Here is an 18196-nt window from a genome sequence, read left to right as displayed (position 1 = left end):
TTGTGCCGGAACGTATCAGGCCGCGGATGGAATCAACCGAGGCGGCGCCCATGCCCGATCCGCAGGCTACTGCAGATGCTTGTCGGCGATGTCGATACTGAGAAAGACCTGGCCATTCAGCGTTTGCAGCAGGTCGGACTGGCGCAGCCGGTCCATCACCGGACCTTTGACCTCGGCCAGGTGGAAGCCGATGCCGCGCCGCGCCAGGCTCTGGTTCAACTCCGACAGCGCGAACAGCGCCGACGTATCGATCGAGCTGACCGCCGTCATCACCAGCACCAGGTGGCGCGCGGCCGGATGGCTGCGCAACTCGTCCTCGATGCGCTCCTGCACCGCTTCCACATTCCCGAAAAACAGGTTGGCATCGATGCGCAATGCCAGCAGCTCCGGCCGGGTCTCGGCAGGATAGCGCTCGATATTGCGGAAATGCTCGCTTCCGGCGATGCGGCCCAGCACCGCGATATGCGGCCGGCTGGCGCGCCAGATCAGGGTCCCCATCGATAGCGCCACGCCCACCAGCACGCCAGCCTCCACGCCCAGCGCCACCACGCCTGCCGCGCTGGCAAACCACGCCAATGCATCGCCGCGGTCATAGCGCCAGGCCGTGCGCAGGGTACCCAGTTCCAGCATGCCCAGCACAGCGACGATGATGGTTGCGGCCAGCACCGGCATCGGCAGCAGGGCCAGCCAGCCGGTTGGGGCCACCAGCGCCAGGGACAGCAAGCCGGCGGTGATGATGCTGGCCAAAGGCGTTTGCGCGCCGGCCGCAAAATTCACCGCGGAGCGCGACATGCTGCCGGTGACGGGAAAAGCGCCCGATACCATGCTGGCCACATTGGCAGCGCCCAGGCCAATCAGCTCACGGTTGCTGACCAGTTTTTCATTGCGCTTCAAGGCCAGCGACTGCGCCGCCGACATGCTCATGATGAAGACCACGAAGCCGACCAGCAGGCCCGGTTTCGCAAGCTGCTGCCAGTGCGCCTGCGACATGGCCAGATTCAGTTGCGGCAGGCCGCTCGGCACCTCGCCCGTGGTTTGCACGCCCATCGCTTCCAGTCCCAGCAGCTGCACCAGCACCAGGCCAAGCATCACGACCAGCATCGGCGCCAGGCGCGTTGCCATGTCGGCGCCCGCCGCTTTCATGCCGAGGGAGCGCAGCAGCCGCGCCAGATGGCTGCGCGACAGCACCAGCAGCAGCACGGAGCCTATGCCCATGGCCGCGCTCGGGCCGTGCCAGTGCGGCAGTTCAGCGCCCAGCAAAGGCTTGAGCTGGCCCCAGGCGATCACCAGCGCGGAACCGACGGTAAAGCCGCTCATCACAGGACGCGAGAAGAAATTGGCGAGGAAGCCAAGCCGCAGCAGGCCGCACAACAGCAACACCGCGCCCGCCACCAGCGCCAGTTGCGCCGCCAGCACCGAATACAGGCCGGAACCGGCAGCCGCCATCGGGCCGATGATCGCCGCCGTCATCAGCGACACAATGGCCATCGGCCCGACCGATTGCGTCATGCTGGTGCCGAATATTGCGTAGACAACGGGCGGCAGGATGCTGGCGTAAATGCCCGTCACCGGCGGCAGGCCGGCCACCAGCGCATAGGCCATGCCTTGCGGGATCATCATCATTGCCACCACGATGCCCGCACTGATATCGCCCGGCAGCATTGCGCGCCGGTAGTGTCGCAGCCAGGCCAGCATTAGCGTTCCTGTTCCAGCGAGGACAGCACGGCTGCCAGGATTTCGTCCGACTGCTTTTTATCCGCCACCGAACGGGCCAGGACCAGGCCGCCGACCATGGCGGCATAGGTGGCAATGGCATCGCGCCGCGCCTGCGCCGGTTCGCCGGGCAGCGCCTGCGCCAGCGCCTCTAGCTGCGCCTGGAAGCTCTCGTCCATCGCATGCCGCACGTCCGGGCCGACGCGCGAAACGTCGGGACCGAGCGACGCCAGTGCGCAGCCCTTGCCGGGGTTGTCGCGGTGTTTGGAAGTCAGGTACATATGGGCCAGTGCAGCGCGCGGATTGGCCGGCTGCTCGGCCAGCAATTCGCTCCAGCGCTTGGCGGAATTCTCCATCGCCTTGCCGAAGGCTTCGGCCAGCAGGTCTTCCTTCGAGGCGAAATGGCCGTAAAAGCCGCCGTGCGTCAGGCCGGCGCTTTTCATCAGGTCCGCCACGCCGATGCCGTCGTAGCCCTTTTCCCGGAATAAGCGGGATGCCGTTTCAACAATGCGCTCGCGGTTCTGCGCCGCCTGTTCCCTACTGACACGCATGATCTTCTCCTTGATTATTTTTATTATGGATGTAATATATCACACGTGGATGACGATCATCATCTATCTATCGTGCTTTGCGGCGGCTTGCCAGGGCGAGCCGCCGGCTTTTTAGCGTGCCATGGCCAGTTCGACGCAATTGCGCCCTGCCCGCTTGGCGCGGTGCAGCGCGGCCTCCAGCCGCGTCACCAGCTCGGAAGCGCCTTCGTCGGGAGCCAGTTGGGCCACGCTGAAGCTGGCCGTGACGGTATCGCCGCCGGGCAGTTCGGTGGCGGCGATCGTCTCGCGCAATTCTTCAGCCAGCTTGTAGGCATCGATTGCCACGGTGTGCGTGGCGATGATCATGAATTGTTCGCCGCGCATGCGCGCTATCGTGTCCGAATTGCGCAGGCGCGACTGCACGGTGGCGGACAGCACGGCCAGCGCACGGTCGCCCGTCGTATAGCCATGCAGTTCATTGATGGTGCGGAAGCCATCGAGGTCGAAAGCGATCACCGCCAGCGGCACGGCGTAGCGGCGCGCACGCCGGATTTCCCCGTCCAGCACCTGTTCGCCCTGGCGCCGGTTGGATACGCCTGTCAAGCCATCGAACGGGGTGATCTGGGTGATTTCCAGGCCCAGCGCATTGTTCTGTTGGCGCAGGTCGCTCATCACCATGCCAAAGCTGATCAGTTGTGCGGCTGAACCGAAGCAGCTGAAATGCTCGCGGCTCATGACCAGCGGCCGGTCGAACAGCATGCAGACGGCGCCCAGCAACGGACCGCCGGGTTCGCCGCGCAAGGGGAAGGCCAGCAGCATGTGCACGCCCTGCTCTTCCAGCATTTCCGTCAGCTCCGTGTCCCCCGTTTTGGACGGCGCATCGAGCAGCACCATTTCGCCGCGCCGCACAGGCGCTTCCAGCAGTTCATCGCGGCCCCCCAGCACTTCCTTGATATCGAGGTCGACGCGCCCATCCTGGGCCACCAGCCGCAGCGCGCCCTCGTCGACCGCCTGCAGCAAGGATGCATGGCAAATACCGGGATAGCTGCACAACGCATTGCAGATGCGGGCGCCCATCCGTTCCATTTCTTCCGAACCGTAGAGTGCACGCTGCAAGCTGCGCTGGATCGCCAGCAAGTCATTCAGGTCCGCTTCCAGGTCCAGCAAATGCTGCTGGGCCGACGCCTTGGTGTTGGCGGCAGGCGCCAGCAGCGCGGCCACGGCTTCGCTGAGGTCGTCCGGTGCGATGGGTGTGATGCGATAAGCCAGCGGTCCTTGCGCCATCAGCTCAGCCATGGTCGAGGAGCGGGTGTAGGGGCACAGCACCAGCACCGGCGCGCCGGCGCGGCTACGCACCAGCGCCGCCAGCTCATTGCCGGCCGCCATCGCAGGGCCATCGAGGTCGATGATGAGCAGGGAAATCTTGTTATGCGCCATCGCATGGCGTGCGCTGGCAATGCTGTCCGCAGTCAGCAAGCGATCGAACGACTCAGCGCAAGCGGTCATGAATTCCTGGCGTCGCGCAGGATCGGGATGGAGGAAAAGGCCGGTACGGTGACGTCGGCCCGCAGCAGTAGGCATTGGGTTAGTTTGCCACAAGTTCACTGCAGACAACATCCCTATTTATGTGTGGGAGCGCACGGTTAGCAACGTTGCTGCGGCGAATACTGGACTTCCGAGCACAGGAGGAAGTCATGGGCAATTCGCAACAAAAGACTGGCGCGGGCAGCGAACAGCGCACCGTCCAGCAAGAACAGGACCAGCGCGACGCGGCCAAGCCAAAGGCCGAGGAGCAGAAACAGCCGGCACAGGCCGGGACGCACGAATTCCCGGCGCCGCCGCTGCCCGGGCAGCACCTGGAAAAGCCCGGCCTTGAACACCAGATGCAATTGAAGCCGCAATTCATGGCGCCCGGCTATTGCGGCAGCGGCAAGCTCGCCGGCATGGCTGCCGTGATTACGGGCGGCGACTCCGGCATCGGACGCGCGGTCGCAGTGCTGTATGCCCGCGAAGGCGCGGATGTCGCGCTGGTCTACCTGGCCGAGGAACAGCAGGATGCGGACGAAACCAGGAAATACATCGAGGCCGAAGGGCAGCGCTGCCTCCTGATTCCAGGCGATGTACGCGACCCTGCCTTCTGCCGCCATGCCATCGACGAAGTCCTGCGGGGCTTCGGCAAGGTCGACATCCTGGTCAACAACGCCGCCTTCCAGGAGCATGCCGGCTCGCTCGAGGACTTGTCGGAAGAGCGCTTCGATCTGACCATGAAGACCAATATCTACGGCTACTTCCACATGGCAAAGGCGGCGCTGCCGCATATGAAAAGCGGCAGTTCGATCCTGAATACCGGCTCGGTGGTAGGCCTGCGCGGCTCGAAAAAACTGCTGGACTACTCGACCACCAAGGGCGCGATCCACGCCTTCACGATGTCGCTGGCATCCAACCTGCTCGAGAAAGGCATCCGCGTCAACGCGGTGGCGCCCGGTCCGGTGTGGACGCCCCTGAACCCGGCCGACCAGTCGCCCGACAAGATCAAGGAATTCGGCGCGCAGACCGATATGCATCGCCCTGCACAGCCGGAAGAGATTTCGCCGGCCTTCGTCTTCCTGGCAGCGCCTTCGTGCGCCAGCTATATCACCGGTATCGTCTTGCCGATCACCGGCAGTATCGGAGAGTAAAGATGGCACGAGCACTCTGGAAAGGCGCGATCAGTTTCGGCCTGGTGCACATCCCTGTGGAGCTGCACAAGGCGGTGGAGTCGCACGACCTTGACCTGACCATGCTGGACAAGCGCGACTTCTCGCCGATCGGATTCAAGCGCTACAACAAGGGCACCGGCAAGGAAGTCACCTGGGACAATATCGTCAAAGGCTACGAATATTCGGATGGCGAGTACGTGGTGCTCAGCGACGAAGACTTGCGGCTGGCGAACCCGAAGGCGACGCAGACCATCGACATCATGGCCTTCGTCGACGCCGATTCAGTGCCGCTGACGTTCTATGAAACGCCCTACTACCTCTCGCCCGGACGCGGCGGCGACAAGGTCTACGCCCTGCTGCGCCAGACACTGAGCAAGGCGGGCAGGATTGCGATTGCGACCGTCGTGATCCGCACGCGGCAACACCTGTGCGCGCTGGTCTCCGTCGGCGACGGCATCATCATGAACACGCTGCGCTACGCGACCGAAATCCGCAATCCCGAAGACCTCAAGCTGCCGGGCGATTCCGGCATCACCGACAAGGAGCTGAAAATGGCCCTGTCGCTGGTCGAGGAAATGAGCGAAAAGTGGAATCCCAAGGGATACCACGACACTTACCGCGAAGACGTGCTCAAGCTGGTCGAGAAAAAGGTCAAGGCCGGACAGACCCACACGCTGACCGAGCCGACTGGCGAAGCGCCGGTGCCGAAAGCCAGCAATGTGGTCGACCTGGTCGCCCTGCTGAAGCAAAGCCTTGGGTCGAAAGGCCGCACGGCAGCCGCTGCTGAAGAGGAGGAAGGCGAGGAAGCAGCGCCACGCGCACCGCGCGCGCGTCGCAGTACCAGCACAGGCGCAAGCAAGACCCGCAGCACAAGTTCCTCGCGCTCCACGTCATCGGCGAAACCCGCCGCCAAGCGCACCAGCGCAGCCAAGTCCGCCGCCAAAACAAGCAGCCCCCGTCGAAAAGCCGCCTGAACACAGTTCGCAAGTCAGCGGCCAACAAAAATCGGGTCTGACCCTTGGGTCAGACCCCGATCGCACGTTGCCGCGTGCCGTAACAGGCTCCCCAGTTACTCGACAGCCCCGATCGCCTTCATCGCTGGCGCCAGGCCAACGGCGGCCTTCGCATAATCCGCCCACGGCGCATTGCCGACATCCAGCCGCGTATGCGCCGTGGCAACCGTCCAGTGATCGCCGCCGCGCAACGAGGCTAGTTCATCCCAGGCCACAGGCACCGAAATCCCAAGCCCGGGCCGCGCGCGGGCCGACCACGCGGCCACGGTGGTCGCGCCACGCCCATTTCGCAGGTAGTCAATGAAGATTTTGCCAACCCGGTTCTTCGGCCCGCTCTTGAAGGCGAACCTGTCCGGCAGCGTCGTCGCCATGTGCTCCACCACCTGCTTGCTGAAGGCTTTCACCGTATCCCAGTCGTAGTACGGCTTGATCGGCACCACCACGTGCAGCCCCTTGCCGCCGCTGGTCTTGAGGAAGCACGGCAGCCCCAGTTCATCCAGGAAGGCATGCACCAGTTGCGCCGCCTCCTGCATCTGCGACCATTCGACGCCGCTGCCGGGGTCGAGGTCGAACAAGATGCGGTTTGGTTTCTCGTAAGTGCGGCCGAACGCGTTCTGCGTATGGAATTCGATCACATTGAACTGGGCGGCCGCCAGCAGGGCCTGGGTGGTGGCCACTTCCAGCATCGGCGGGTGGTCGGGGTCAAGCTCCCGGGGAAACTCCTTCAGTCCACGCAGCTTGCTGACATCGGCGTGCTTCTGGAAAAACAGCTCGGAGCCAACACCTTCCGGTGCGCGCAGCAGAGCCACGGGGCGCCCCTTGGTGTGCTCCAGCATCAAGTCGGCGACCAGGGCGTAATAGCGCACCATGTCGATCTTCTTGATTCCGCTGGCCGGGTCGACCAGCCGGTCCGGATTGGTGACTTTGAGTGAGGCGGGCAGTTTGCTTTGCACGGTTTCCTCCTCCACGTGGGCTGGCACTTCGCGGCTGATTTCACCGGCCTTTTTATCCTTGCGCAGGCCCTGGAATACGGAATGGCGGATCGAGCCGCCGCGCGTCCATTCGCCGAAGCTGACTTCCGCCACGAGCTGCGGCTTGACCCAGTGCGCCTTGCGGGCAATGGCCTTGCTGGTGGCAAACGGGCTTTCGTCTGCTTTCAGGTGCTTCAGTTTATCCGCAAGATCGCGCAGGGTCTTGTCATTGAAACCCGTGCCGACATTACCGGCGTAATGCAGCTCGCCATCCTTGCCATAGACGCCGAGCAGCAGCGAACCGATCCCGGTACGGCTGCCCTGCGGGTCAGTGTAGCCGCCGATGACAAACTCCTGGCGCTGGGCGCATTTGAGCTTGATCCAGTCACGCGAACGGCGCTCCGTGTAGGTAGAGTCGCGGCGTTTGCCGATGACGCCTTCAAGCCCCATCTTGCAGGCAGCGGCCAGCATTTCGTCGGGAGAAGCCTGCAGGACGGCGCTCAGGCGCACCGTGTCGCCCTTGACCTTGGCCATTGCCGCCTCCAGCCTGGCGCGGCGCTCATCGAGCGGCAGGCCGCGCAAGTCCTCACCGCCAAGGTAAGGCGCATCGAACAGGAAGTAGACGATATCCTTGGTACGCTGGCCATCGAAGGCCTGCTGCAACAGGCCGAAATCAGGGCGCCCTTCTTCGTTGTGGATTACGATTTCGCCGTCGTACCAGCCGTCCGGCAGCCTGGCCTTGGCCAGCGCCGCCCGCAACGGTTCGAGCTTGTGCGTCCAGTCGTTGCGGTTGCGGGTATGCAGGGTGATGTCGCCGTCTTCGATGCGGGCCAGCAGGCGGTAACCGTCGTATTTGACTTCGAACAGCCAGTCTTCGGGTGTCGAAGGCGGACCGTCGACCAATGTCGCCAACTCCGGTTCAAGCTCCGCGGGCAGGCGTTTGATGCGCGGCGCAGCCACGCGCTCGGCGACCGGCGCCGCAGCCGCTGCGCCAAGCGATTTGACGCTATCAGGCATTTCATCGACGACGCTGAACTCAGCGGCAGGACGCACGTATTCATCCTTCTCCTTGATCAGAAGCCACGGCTCCTTGTCCTCGCCTTTGCCGCGCATGCGAACCAGGGCCCAGCGGCCGTGCATCTTGTGGCCGTGCAGGTTGAACACCAGCTTGCCCGCCCGGTAGCCCTTGCGCGGATCCTCGACCGGCTCCCAGGTGCCGCGGTCCCAGATGATCACCTTGCCAGCGCCGTACTGTTTTTCGGGAATGGTGCCCTCGAACTCGTTATACGAAATCGGATGGTCCTCAACGTGCACCGCCATGCGCTTGTCATGGGTGTCGTAGCTGGGGCCTTTCGGCACGGCCCAGCTTTTCATCGTGCCGTCGAGCTCCAGGCGGAAATCGTAGTGCAGGCGACGCGCCCAGTGTTTCTGGATAACGAAGGCCAGCCGCCCCCGTCCCGGCTGGCCTCCCCCTGCGGGTTCCGGCGTGATGCTGAAGTCCCGCTTCGCCTTGTAAGTCTTGAGTGCGTCCTTCATGTAAGCACTGTACGGGCAGCGCCGCGCCGGCACGGTTACCTGCCGCACTTTGTAAGCAGTTTTGGCAGATGTAACCATGTGTAAAGGCCGTCAACTAGCGCGTCTTTGGCATCGTTTTTAGGCTCAGTGACACGGCAATAATGCACGACACCCCAAACGATTTACCCCATTCTCTCCGAGGAGCTTGACCATGAAGAAGACCATCGCCACCCTGATCGCCGGCCTGTTCGCAACCGCTGCCTTCGCCCAAGCCCCGGCTGCCGGCGGCCACGCAGCCAAGCCTGCCGCTGCCCCGATGCCTGCTGCTACCGCAGCTGCTCCGGCAACGCCAGCAACTCCAGCTGTTCCAGCTACCCCGGCGGTTCCTGCTGAAAAAGGCAGCAAGGCGACTCCTGCAACTCCTGCTACCCCAGCCGTAGCTGCGACCCCAGCCTCCTCGGCCACCGCTGCTGCCCCGGCCGCATCGCACGAGCACTCCAGCGCCACCAAGGAAGTGAAAAAGACCAAGCACTCCAAAAAAACCGCTGCATCCAAAGAAGTAGCCGCTGCAAAGGAAGCCGCACCGGCTAAGTAATCCAGACTGCCGATTCCCCAGCCGCCAGCGCGCCTCCCGAATCCGCCTCCAAACCGGAATGGCGCGCTGGCCGAGCGGGGACCAATCGTGGCATCTTTCTTCCCGGCCTGGCAGGGTTCTCCGCTGACCAGGCGGGCTTTTTTTCGTTCGCGAGCAATGCGCCATATCATTGGCTTTTCGTTACAACTGAAACGCTTGTAAATATTCAGTCTCTACAGTTCTTGACCTTGACGGCTGCGAACAAAATGCACTCAGTCGGGAAGTGCGAACTGGCCCTGCCGCCTCAAAACGTCAACGCACTGCCGAAAGCGTCACGGGATTAACGCCTTTAAAAGTCTCTGCGTGGCTATCTAACTATCTGCGCTCTTGGACTTCCTTTAAATGGTCCAAGCATCCACCGCCCAAGCTTGGAGATTGGAGCCCTTTTGGATTCCTCGCTAAACACGACAGGGCACGATGAGTTTTTATGCCGCGAGTCATTCCACCTTAGCGACGGAGGCGCCACTTCGCGTTGGGCAGTTATGAGGTACCGAAGAAGACCTACGCTGCAAACACCTGACGAGCGATGCGCCACGCCTACGACAAGCAAGAGCTCTACTAGACAACCTCGAACGACGGCCGGGTACAAAAGTATGGCTGGCCGCTGGCGTCACCGACATGCGCAGCGGTTTCAACGGCTTGGCAGCGAAAGTGCAGACTGCGCTGGACGAGGACCCGTTTAGCGGCCACGTGTTTGTGTTCCGTGGCCGACGGGGCGACTTGATCAAGCTGCTATGGTGGACCGGCGATGGCCTTTGCTTGCTGGCCAAACGCCTGGAGCGCGGCCGCTTCATCTGGCCGCAGGCCAGCAGCGGCAGTGTCGCGCTGACCCAAGCCCAGTTGTCGATGCTGTTGGAAGGGATTGACTGGCGCCGGCCGGAACGTACCTGGCGGCCGCAATCGGCCTTGTAAACATGACACGATCTGCGTAAACTAGGCCGCATGCTCAACGCCGCCGAACTGCCCAACGATATCGAAGCGCTCAAAGCCATGCTGCTGGCGCGTGACGCTGCGTTGCTGGCGAGCGAAGCGAAGGTGGCTCACCTGAGCGCGGAACTGTCTACGCGCACCGCCGAGATCGAGCATCTGAAGCTAGTACTGGCAAAACTGAAACGCATGCAGTTTGGTCGCCGTTCAGAAAAGCTGGACCAGCAGATCGAGCAACTGGAACTGCAACTGGAAGACCTGGAAGCCGAAGCCGCCGTGGCGGAAGCGCAGGCGCCGGTGGAAGTGGCACCACGCAGAAGGCTGAGCGTAAGCCATTACCGGCTCACCTGCCGCGCGAGGAACAGGTGCACCTGCCCGCCGGCGAAGTGTGCCCGGACTGCGGTGGCAAATTAAAGCTGCTGGGCGAAAGCGTGTCAGAGCAGCTGGAATATGTGCCAGCCAGCTTCCGAGTGATCCGTCATGTGCGCCCCAGGCTGGCCTGCGCCTGCTGCGACACCATCGTGCAGGCACCGGCAGCCAGCCGGCCGATTGAGCGTGGCTTGGCGGGCCCTGGCTTGCTGGCGCACGTGTTGGTCGCCAAGTTTGCGGACCACACTCCGCTGTATCGCCAAAGCACAATCTACGCTCGGGAAGGCGTGGAGCTGGAGCGCGCCTTGCTGGCAAGCTGGGTCGGTGCCGCTGGGGCACTGCTGCGGCCCTTGGTCGATGCACTGAACCGCCACGTGTTTGCCGCCGCCAAGCTGCACGCCGACGACACGCCGCTGCCGGTGCTGGCACCTGGCAACGGCAAGACGCGCACCGCGCGTCTTTGGACCTATGTGCGTGACGACCGAGCAAGCGGCGACAACACGCCACCTGCCATAGGGTTTGCTTACACGCCCGACCGTAAGGGCGAACACCCGCAAGCTCATTTGGCCAACTTCCGCGGGATTCTGCAGGCCGACGCGTATGCGGGCTTTAACGCCGTGTACGAAAGCGGCCATGTGCACGAGGCGGCCTGCTGGGCTCACGCCCGCCGCAAATTTTACGACCTGCACGCAGCGCATCCATCGGCCATAACTACTGAGGCACTGCGCCGGATTAGCGAACTGTATGCCATCGAAGAAGGCATACGGGGCAAACCACCAGACGAGCGGTGCACCGCTCGCCAGCAGCATGCCAAACCACTGCTCGCCGAGCTTGAGCGATGGCTGCAGGCTACGCTCGCCACGCTGTCGCGCAAATCCGATACGGCAGCCGCCATCCTTTACTCGCTCAAATTGTGGCCGGCGCTAACGCGCTACTGCGATGACGGCCGTATCGAGATCGACAACTCCGCCGCCGAACGGGCCCTGCGCGGCGTGGCCCTGGGCCGTCGCAACTTCCTGTTTGCAGGTGCAGGCAGTGGCGGCGAACGCGCTGCCGCCATGTATGGGCTGATCGGAACGGCCAAACTTAACGGTGTCGACCCCGAGGCTTGGCTGCGCTACGTGCTGACCCATATCGCCGACCATCCCGTGAACCGGGTGGACGACTTCTTGCCCTGGAACTGCGCCGACAAACTCTCCGGCGCTTAACTACGCTTCCCAGCGGTGTTGGGAACATCATCGTTTAAAGTAGCGTGGCGCTCAAGACGGCGCTGCTTTGACGCTTACGCAAGTCCTGCGACCAGCGAAGCTGCCGCCGAAATCGAACACGATAATGGGCGGCCCTGTAATGATCCCGTGAATCCTGTAATGACCTAGCTGTTCCTGCTCAACTTAGGCCGCTAATCTAAACGTCTCTGCGGGTGTTTTCATGCCCAGTGCCTGGTGTGGGCGCTGATTGTTGTAGAACCCGATCCAGTCGCCAATAGCCCGGCTGGCATGCTGCAAAGTCTCAAACCGATGGCGATGCACGCATTGCTCCTTCAACGTGCGAATTACGCGTTCCACCATGCCGTTCTGCTCAGGGCAATGCGGCGTGATGAATTCCTGGCGCAGGTAGCTGCGTACCAGCGCGGTGTAGCTGCGGCTGGTGAAAACCAAACCGTTATCCGAGCGTAGCAAAAACGGCGCAGACACTCGACCCGGCGTGCGTTAACGGGCAATGAGCGCCTGCTCCAAGGCCGCTTCCGCTGTCTTGGCTTTCCCTGACCGAGACAGGTGCCAGCCAAGCAGCTCGCGCGTGTGGCAATCGATTACCAGAGCCAGTACCAGCCAGCCGTCGCGGCCGCCCCAAACGCGGCATAGATCCGTCGCCCAGCGCTGATTCGGCGCCGTGGCCACGGAAGGCAAAGCCTGCACGCGCGAACCGAATCCAATCGGTCGCTTCTTCACTTGCCAGCCTCGCAGCTGGAAGATGCGCTGCACGGTGTTGTTGAAGCCCAGCAGGGCCGCAACGGTGCGATAGCCGAACGATGGCTCCTCGTTGATCATGGCCTTGATTGGTTCGGCAAAACGCGGCTGCACCTTGGGTGCTGCCTTGACGGACTTGTAGTACACCGTCCGGCGCGGCATGTCGAACCACTGGCACAGTTTATTGATCGAAACTTTGAACCCGTCTTCTGCTAGTCCCTGGCGGATCGTTTCGATCACTTCTCTTCCTCGCCCAGCAGGGACGCCAACTTTTTTCGGGCACGCAGTTCAAGCATCGCTTCACCGTATGCTTCCTGCAGCTCTTTGATCTGGCGCTCATACGCTCGCGCACGTCCAAAGGCTTGGCCCGCAAGGCGTTCTCCATGCCCCGTTTCGCTTCATCGACCCATTCGTCGATCTCAGACGGCGGCATATCGAAGGCCCTGCTGGCCTCGGCCACCGTCGTTTTTCCCTGAATGATTTCGGTGACCAGCGCAGCTTTGCGCTTGGCGGTCCAGCGTTTGACTTCCTCTTCCATAACCATGCTCATGTGATTTCCTCTCTCTATTATCACCTGAGCAGGAATTCACTGGGTCATTACATCCCTCTAAACGGGGGAATGCCAATAAGAGATATGCATCGAGAGAAGTAGCTCTGTGAAAATTGGAACGATGTCTCCGATGCGCTCTGCCTTTGCTGTTTGCCAAATCAAAGTTGAATTAACTTTTCAAACTCGTGCGAATAGTCATCTATACGATCAAACATATCAACAAACCAATAGAGTGACTCTTCGGTAAACTCATCTGACTGAGGTTTCTCGTAGAGAACACATAGTAAGGCTCGCATCGCCGCATCCTCTTTGTCATCAATACTGGTGCTATTTCCATGTTTGCTGTTGAGATAACGCCAGCACGAAATCCTGGCGTCTTCAAGGCTCGTACCGTCCAATGACTGATCTAACCAAAATCGCGTCGCTTGTTGAAGAGCATCCCCTCCAACTGGCGGTAAGTATTCCGAAACTAGCTGCATACATCTACACATTAACCTCGCGACGGTGGCGTGACTGCTATCGTAATCTTTTCCCAATACGGAGCAGTTGAGGAATTTGGCTATAGCGTTCCTATCGATCATATTTCACTCCGAAATCCTTATATAGCCACCTGCAACTTTTACAGGTATTTTTAGGGGTGCCATGACCTTTGCCGGACTGGCCAATGTTGACGGCGCGTCCTTTGCCTTGTGCTGGGTTCTCCCCCGCTTTAAGTACTTGACTCAAGCAACCAGGTTCTGCGCAATGCCCATGCCACGGTGCTCGATGCTCAGGCGGGGTCCTGTCCAATGCGTCCTGAACTTTTGGATGCAACGTACGATTAGCGCCTCCAGTACTAACATCTGTATAAACTTTATCACCAATTTGGATCTCAGCAGCAGCACCTGACGTACGTCCTGCATTGCGTGCAGCATCTGCCGCCGCCTCAGCAGATGGAAGCTTGTACGGCTCTACATTTCGCGTTGCAGCGGGCGCTGTAACTAACGTCCAAAAGCCGAGCGCATAACCGAAGTTGTGTCCGTTCTGAAAATCCTCAGCAAGAGTGGCGTTATCATAGAGTTCAGTGCCGAAATTATAGAACATCTTATGATCAGGTTGAGCTCCTATAAGCCCCGTAGTCGCACCAAACAAACCGACCATTATTCCGCGACCACTAATCCCGACTCGATTTAAATAAGACGGATTGCTGGTTGCCGAGTATTTTGCCCCTGAACTCACGGTCGTTCCAGACTTTGGCTCTTTTCCTGCAGAAGATGGATCAGGCGTATATGCTGAGCAAGTGTATGGAACCGGCGGGCAAGCTGGAGTTGCTGAAATATTGCCTACATTAGGACCTTGATTCGGCTTGGGATTGTTTTGCCCGCCAGTAATAGTAATGTTCAAGCAAAGCACACAATTCGCATAATTCGAGCCGTTACTTCCGCTATATGGATTGCCATCTTTGATCGCTGGCATTTGACCATATATGTCGAAACCAGTTGGGTCAGTATAGGCAAGCGGATTGTTAATCACATAACTGTATCGGTTAAGCGATTGGACATTGAATGCATCCGTCACATGCGGGTCAGCACTTAGGAAACGTGCAGTGTTCGGGTCGAACACCCGCCCATTCATGTGCACCAAATCGAGCTGCTCCAGCATTTCATGGCCGGTATATCCGCTGTTATCGGGCATTCCATTAAGAGAAATAGGAACGCCGGATTCATTCAAGCGACGCCATTTACCCCACACGTCATAAGATATACGTTCTTTCACAGCGCCCTTGTCGTCGGTCAACGCGACCGTGCTTCCGAGATGGTCGACATGTGACCAAAGTAGCTCAGTTGCCGTGTTCGGGCGATCGATCTCCAGGCCGATGCCACCAGGCCAATAAGTTTTTACCGAGTTGCCACTCACTGACACGACAACTTCCTGTGGTCCTGCATAAATGATATTTCCACTTTCACCGCGATCCTGTCGTGTACGTTGGCGCTCCGGGCCATAAGCAAACTTGCTCCAGTGCCCCGCCACGTCCGAAATCTTCGTCGGCATGTCAAAGTCGTTCCATTCGATCGTTCGACCAGCCCCAACCAACATATTGCCGTTATCGTCGTAATTGAATTCACCTAAGCCGGTGATGTTTGACACTGCGTGCGGTCGCTTAACACCTTGGCCTGCGAGAGGATAGCTGTATGTGCCCACGCCAGTTTTACTTGCAATGTTCCCATCGTCGTTGTAGGTATACGTCTGTTCTTGCGAAAGTATTTTACTGGACTTAACTCGGTTCAAATTGTCGTAAGTGAAGTCTTCGATGAAGCCAGCATTCTCCCAGTACTGAACACGTGTCTTAACGTTACTCAGCTTGTCGTATAAGTACGAGACTTCAATACGACGCGCCACACCTGCAGTCGTCTGAATGGAAGTCAGCGTGCCGGTATAGTCATTGAACGCTTTGGTTTCGATCAAACCATTGCCGAGCTTGGCCTCCCTTAGGCGATTCGCAGCATCTTGCTTGTTTACCTTCCAAAGCTCGAGATCCCCACGCATTACGCGCTCGAGGTAACCCCAGCCGTTGTAAAGCAAATCGAATCGCTTGGACGTGTCTGCATTGCGCTGATACACCTGGGCCTTTGGTCGGCTCCAATCGTCGTATTCTGTTTTCTGCACATAGGTGCCGTCAGTGAGCCATTGCGTCACTTGTTTTGGCCGCGCCAATTCGTCATATTCATACGTGCGCCTGTAACCATCCTTGTTCGCGCCGACATATGCTTCAGCCAATTGGCCGATGCCGTTTGGTGCCGTGTCATAAATCCAATGACTTTCCAAATCAAATGAATAGCGCCCTGTCACACGGTCCAACATGTCGTACTCAGTACGTGTGGAACGTCCCTTCCCTCGTTGGTTTGGCGATACTTCTTGCCACACTCGTCCCAGTGCATCGACATCGTAGTGGATCCAACCCAGATCGGGGTCATTCAAATCCGTCTTACGGCCCAAGCGGTCATACGAGATCGTCGTTACGTTGCCAAGCGGATCAGTCACGCTGGCCAAGTCACCAAATGGACTATAGGTGTAGGTGGTTGACTTTCCGTTCGCGTCCTTAACCGACCGTATTTGACCAACCACATCCCTCTCGACGGTGCGCGAATACGTCATCGGATTGGTCTGAATCGTTTTATAGCCAACGTATTGCGTCTTGTTGACGGTTTCTGCTCCAGCCTCGTCCTGGCCGTAAACAAACTCCACGCGTCCCAATCCATCGTAAGCAAAACGTTTATCCAAATAACGCTGCTGATTGAGGTAGGTCGGTTGATACGTTCTTTCCAGGCGACCTTGAGAGTCATATTCTTTATCGGCGCGGATACGCGTACCATCAAAGCCCCAAGTTTCAGCGGTAAGTACACGACCTTGAGCATCTGCATAGGCCAATAAAGGCGCATCAGTTCTATTGGCACCGTTGAAAGCATCCGTTATCTGAACAACTTTTGCGCCGCCAGGGCAGTCGCCCAAGCAACGTTTAAAGTAGCTCTGAACACGAGAGCCGTTCTGGTCGTTGATTGTCGTTTTAATACGACCAAACCCATCCGGCACAGCGCTAATCGATAGACCGTTTGGGCCTTTCAGGCTGATGATGGCGCCAGTTCCGCCATCAAATCCAATGGTCTTCTGCTGGCCGAGCGCGTTCCCCCCAGTGTCAAAATAGTTGTCGCTCCGATAGATCTGAGAAAATGGGGGCGATAACAGGAGTGTGAAGTGGCACGGTACGGACAGGAATTTAAGGATAAGGCGGTAGCGCGTTTGTTGCCGCCAGAGAGCGCGTCGATCAAGGATGTCGCCTTGTCGATTGGCGTGAGCGAATCGACATTGGAACGCTGGCGCAGTGAAGCGCTGGCCAATCCGACGCAACGCCGCGAATGGACGCCCGCCGCGCGGTTTGAAGCGGTGCTGGCGACGTCCATGATGGACGAGGCAAACAAAGGCGCTTGGTGCCGCAGTAATGGCGTCTATCCGCACGAGCTGGCAGTGTGGCGCGAGCATGCAATCAATGCTTTAGCCGAACCTGGAGAGAAGCGCGTGACTGCGGCAGAGGCCAAGCAAGACAGGCGCCGCATCAAGGAACTGGAACGCGAGATCCGCCGCAAGGACAAGGCGTTAGCGGAGACTGCAGCTTTGCTCGTGCTATCAAAAAAAGCCGAGGCGATCTTCAGCAAGTACAAGGCCGAGGACGAATGATCGGACTCGAAGATCGCCAAGTCATGGCCCGAGATATCGCCGACGCTTGCCAGGCCGGTGCACGCCTGAGTGAGGCATGTGCCACAGTCGGCTTGAATGCGCGCACCCTGCAACGCTGGCAAGCGCACGGCGGCTTGGAAAACGGCGACCGCCGGCCGACGGCAATACGCCCTCTGCCTTCGCATGCGCTGACGGAGAACGAACGCGCTGCCGTTTTGGCCGCCGCGAACGAACCGCGTTTTGCTGACATGCCGCCGGCTCGCATCGTCCCCATGCTGGCCGACGAGGGCGTCTACTTGGCCAGCGAATCGACATTCAGTCGTATCCTGCGCGCCCATGGTCAGATTCGCCATCGCGGTCGGGCCAAAGCGCCGCGTCGGCAGCGGCCGCCGACCACACATATCGCCACTGCGCCCGGCCAGGTCTGGTGCTGGGATATGACCTATTTGCCGGCTCGGGTGGCGGGCCGCTGGTTTTACCTCTACTTGATCCTGGATCTCTACAGCCGCAAGATCATTGGCTGGGAGGTGCATGCCGAGGATGATGCCGACCATGCCAGTCACTTGGTGCGCCGCACCGCATTGGCCGAAGGCGTCGCTATGAACCGCAACAAGCCAGTGCTGCATGGCGATAACGGTGCCACACTGAAGGCGACCACGGTGTTGGCCATGCTGCATTGGCTGGGCATCAAGCCTTCTTACTCGCGCCCGCGTGTGAGCGACGACAACGCGTTCGCCGAGGCACTGTTCCGCACCGCAAAGTATCGCCCGGAATTCCCATCGGGTGGCTTCGCCGATCTGGCCGCCACGCGCGACTGGGCCGCCCGCTTTGTGCAGTGGTACAACGTCGAACATCGACACAGCGGCATTCGCTATGTCAGCCCCGCACAGCGCCATGCTGGGCAAGACAAGGCTATTCTGGCAGCGCGGCATCAGCTCTATCTGGCTGCCCAGGCGCGCCATCCGGCCCGCTGGTCGGGCAATACGCGCAACTGGGCACCTTGTGGCGCCGTTACCTTGAACCCAGAGCGCGATCACGTCGTTTCCACCAGTGCAAAGGAGAGCCATACTCAGCAAATTGCTGCTTGAATCGGGCG

At 60.0% G+C, this 18196-nt stretch carries 13 protein-coding genes and 2 pseudogenes; 6 read left to right on the top strand and 9 right to left on the bottom strand.

Annotation, left to right across the window (positions count from 1 at the left end; translation table 11 throughout):
- Positions 1-66 precede the first annotated feature (66 nt).
- The 3 genes from ACN9MU_RS15325 to ACN9MU_RS15315 form a co-directional block, all read right to left on the bottom strand.
- A complete protein-coding gene (locus ACN9MU_RS15325; RefSeq protein ID WP_426337584.1) occupies positions 67-1695 on the bottom strand; it encodes a SulP family inorganic anion transporter in 1629 nt (542 codons plus the stop codon).
- The gene (locus tag ACN9MU_RS15320; RefSeq protein ID WP_426344824.1) at positions 1695-2264 is read right to left on the bottom strand and encodes a TetR/AcrR family transcriptional regulator; all 570 of its coding nucleotides are present in this window, start codon (positions 2262-2264) and stop codon (positions 1695-1697) included. The genes ACN9MU_RS15325 and ACN9MU_RS15320 overlap by 1 nt, the downstream gene beginning before the upstream one ends.
- Before the next feature lie 111 nt (positions 2265-2375).
- The gene (locus ACN9MU_RS15315; protein ID WP_426344823.1) at positions 2376-3749 is read right to left on the bottom strand and encodes a diguanylate cyclase; all 1374 of its coding nucleotides are present in this window, start codon (positions 3747-3749) and stop codon (positions 2376-2378) included.
- Positions 3750-3937: 188 nt separating this feature from the next.
- Here ACN9MU_RS15315 and ACN9MU_RS15310 point away from each other — a divergent pair, with 188 nt between their 5' ends.
- A complete protein-coding gene (locus ACN9MU_RS15310; protein WP_426323411.1) occupies positions 3938-4921 on the top strand; it encodes an SDR family oxidoreductase in 984 nt (327 codons plus the stop codon).
- A gap of 2 nt (positions 4922-4923) precedes the next feature.
- Positions 4924-5916 carry a Ku protein gene (locus ACN9MU_RS15305; RefSeq protein ID WP_426337582.1) on the top strand — a complete coding sequence of 331 codons (993 nt, stop codon included), beginning with the start codon at positions 4924-4926 and terminating at the stop codon, positions 5914-5916.
- Positions 5917-6011: 95 nt separating this feature from the next.
- Here the strand turns inward: ACN9MU_RS15305 and ligD are convergent, their stop codons facing one another.
- The gene (gene ligD / locus ACN9MU_RS15300) at positions 6012-8462 is read right to left on the bottom strand and encodes a DNA ligase D (protein ID WP_426344822.1); all 2451 of its coding nucleotides are present in this window, start codon (positions 8460-8462) and stop codon (positions 6012-6014) included.
- A 190-nt stretch (positions 8463-8652) separates the two neighbouring features.
- Between ligD and ACN9MU_RS15295 the strand changes: the two genes are divergently transcribed.
- From ACN9MU_RS15295 to tnpC, 3 genes and pseudogenes are all read left to right on the top strand, one after another.
- A complete protein-coding gene (locus ACN9MU_RS15295) occupies positions 8653-9036 on the top strand; it encodes a hypothetical protein (RefSeq protein WP_426171798.1) in 384 nt (127 codons plus the stop codon).
- 555 nt (positions 9037-9591) lie between these two features.
- Positions 9592-9987, top strand: coding sequence for an IS66 family insertion sequence element accessory protein TnpB (tnpB, locus tag ACN9MU_RS15290; RefSeq protein ID WP_426344887.1), 396 nt, complete (start codon positions 9592-9594; stop codon positions 9985-9987).
- 30 nt (positions 9988-10017) lie between these two features.
- Positions 10018-11579 (top strand): annotated as a pseudogene (gene tnpC / locus ACN9MU_RS15285) (IS66 family transposase).
- Between the two features lie 183 nt (positions 11580-11762).
- Here the strand turns inward: tnpC and ACN9MU_RS15280 are convergent.
- The 5 genes and pseudogenes from ACN9MU_RS15280 to ACN9MU_RS15260 form a co-directional block, all read right to left on the bottom strand.
- Positions 11763-12029: an integrase core domain-containing protein gene (locus tag ACN9MU_RS15280; protein WP_426344821.1), complete on the bottom strand. Its 267-nt coding sequence runs from the start codon at positions 12027-12029 to the stop codon at positions 11763-11765.
- 51 nt (positions 12030-12080) lie between these two features.
- A complete protein-coding gene (locus ACN9MU_RS15275) occupies positions 12081-12578 on the bottom strand; it encodes a DDE-type integrase/transposase/recombinase (RefSeq protein WP_426344820.1) in 498 nt (165 codons plus the stop codon).
- Positions 12575-12888, bottom strand: a pseudogene (locus ACN9MU_RS15270) (transposase). Before ACN9MU_RS15270 ends, ACN9MU_RS15275 begins: the two are co-directional and overlap by 4 nt.
- 158 nt (positions 12889-13046) lie before the next feature.
- On the bottom strand, positions 13047-13469 hold the full coding sequence (locus tag ACN9MU_RS15265; protein WP_426344819.1) for a hypothetical protein: 423 nt from the start codon (positions 13467-13469) through the stop codon (positions 13047-13049).
- Positions 13459-16458 (bottom strand): RHS repeat-associated core domain-containing protein, encoded by a 3000-nt coding sequence (locus tag ACN9MU_RS15260; protein ID WP_426344818.1) that lies wholly within the window; start codon positions 16456-16458, stop codon positions 13459-13461. Before ACN9MU_RS15260 ends, ACN9MU_RS15265 begins: the two co-directional genes overlap by 11 nt.
- Positions 16459-16620: 162 nt before the next feature.
- Between ACN9MU_RS15260 and ACN9MU_RS15255 the strand changes: the two genes are divergently transcribed.
- Positions 16621-18188 (top strand): IS3 family transposase gene (locus tag ACN9MU_RS15255; RefSeq protein WP_426343943.1). Its coding sequence is split into 2 segments (ribosomal slippage): positions 16621-17059 and positions 17059-18188, totalling 1569 coding nucleotides; the frame shifts between segments, so codons are not numbered across the junction.
- Positions 18189-18196 lie beyond the last annotated feature (8 nt).

It is taken from the genome of Pseudoduganella sp. R-32 (assembly GCF_049913245.1).
GTDB lineage: Bacteria > Pseudomonadota > Gammaproteobacteria > Burkholderiales > Burkholderiaceae_D > Rugamonas.
The sequence above is the reverse complement of the archived record's forward strand: the minus strand, read 5'-3'. Positions and strand labels throughout refer to the sequence as shown.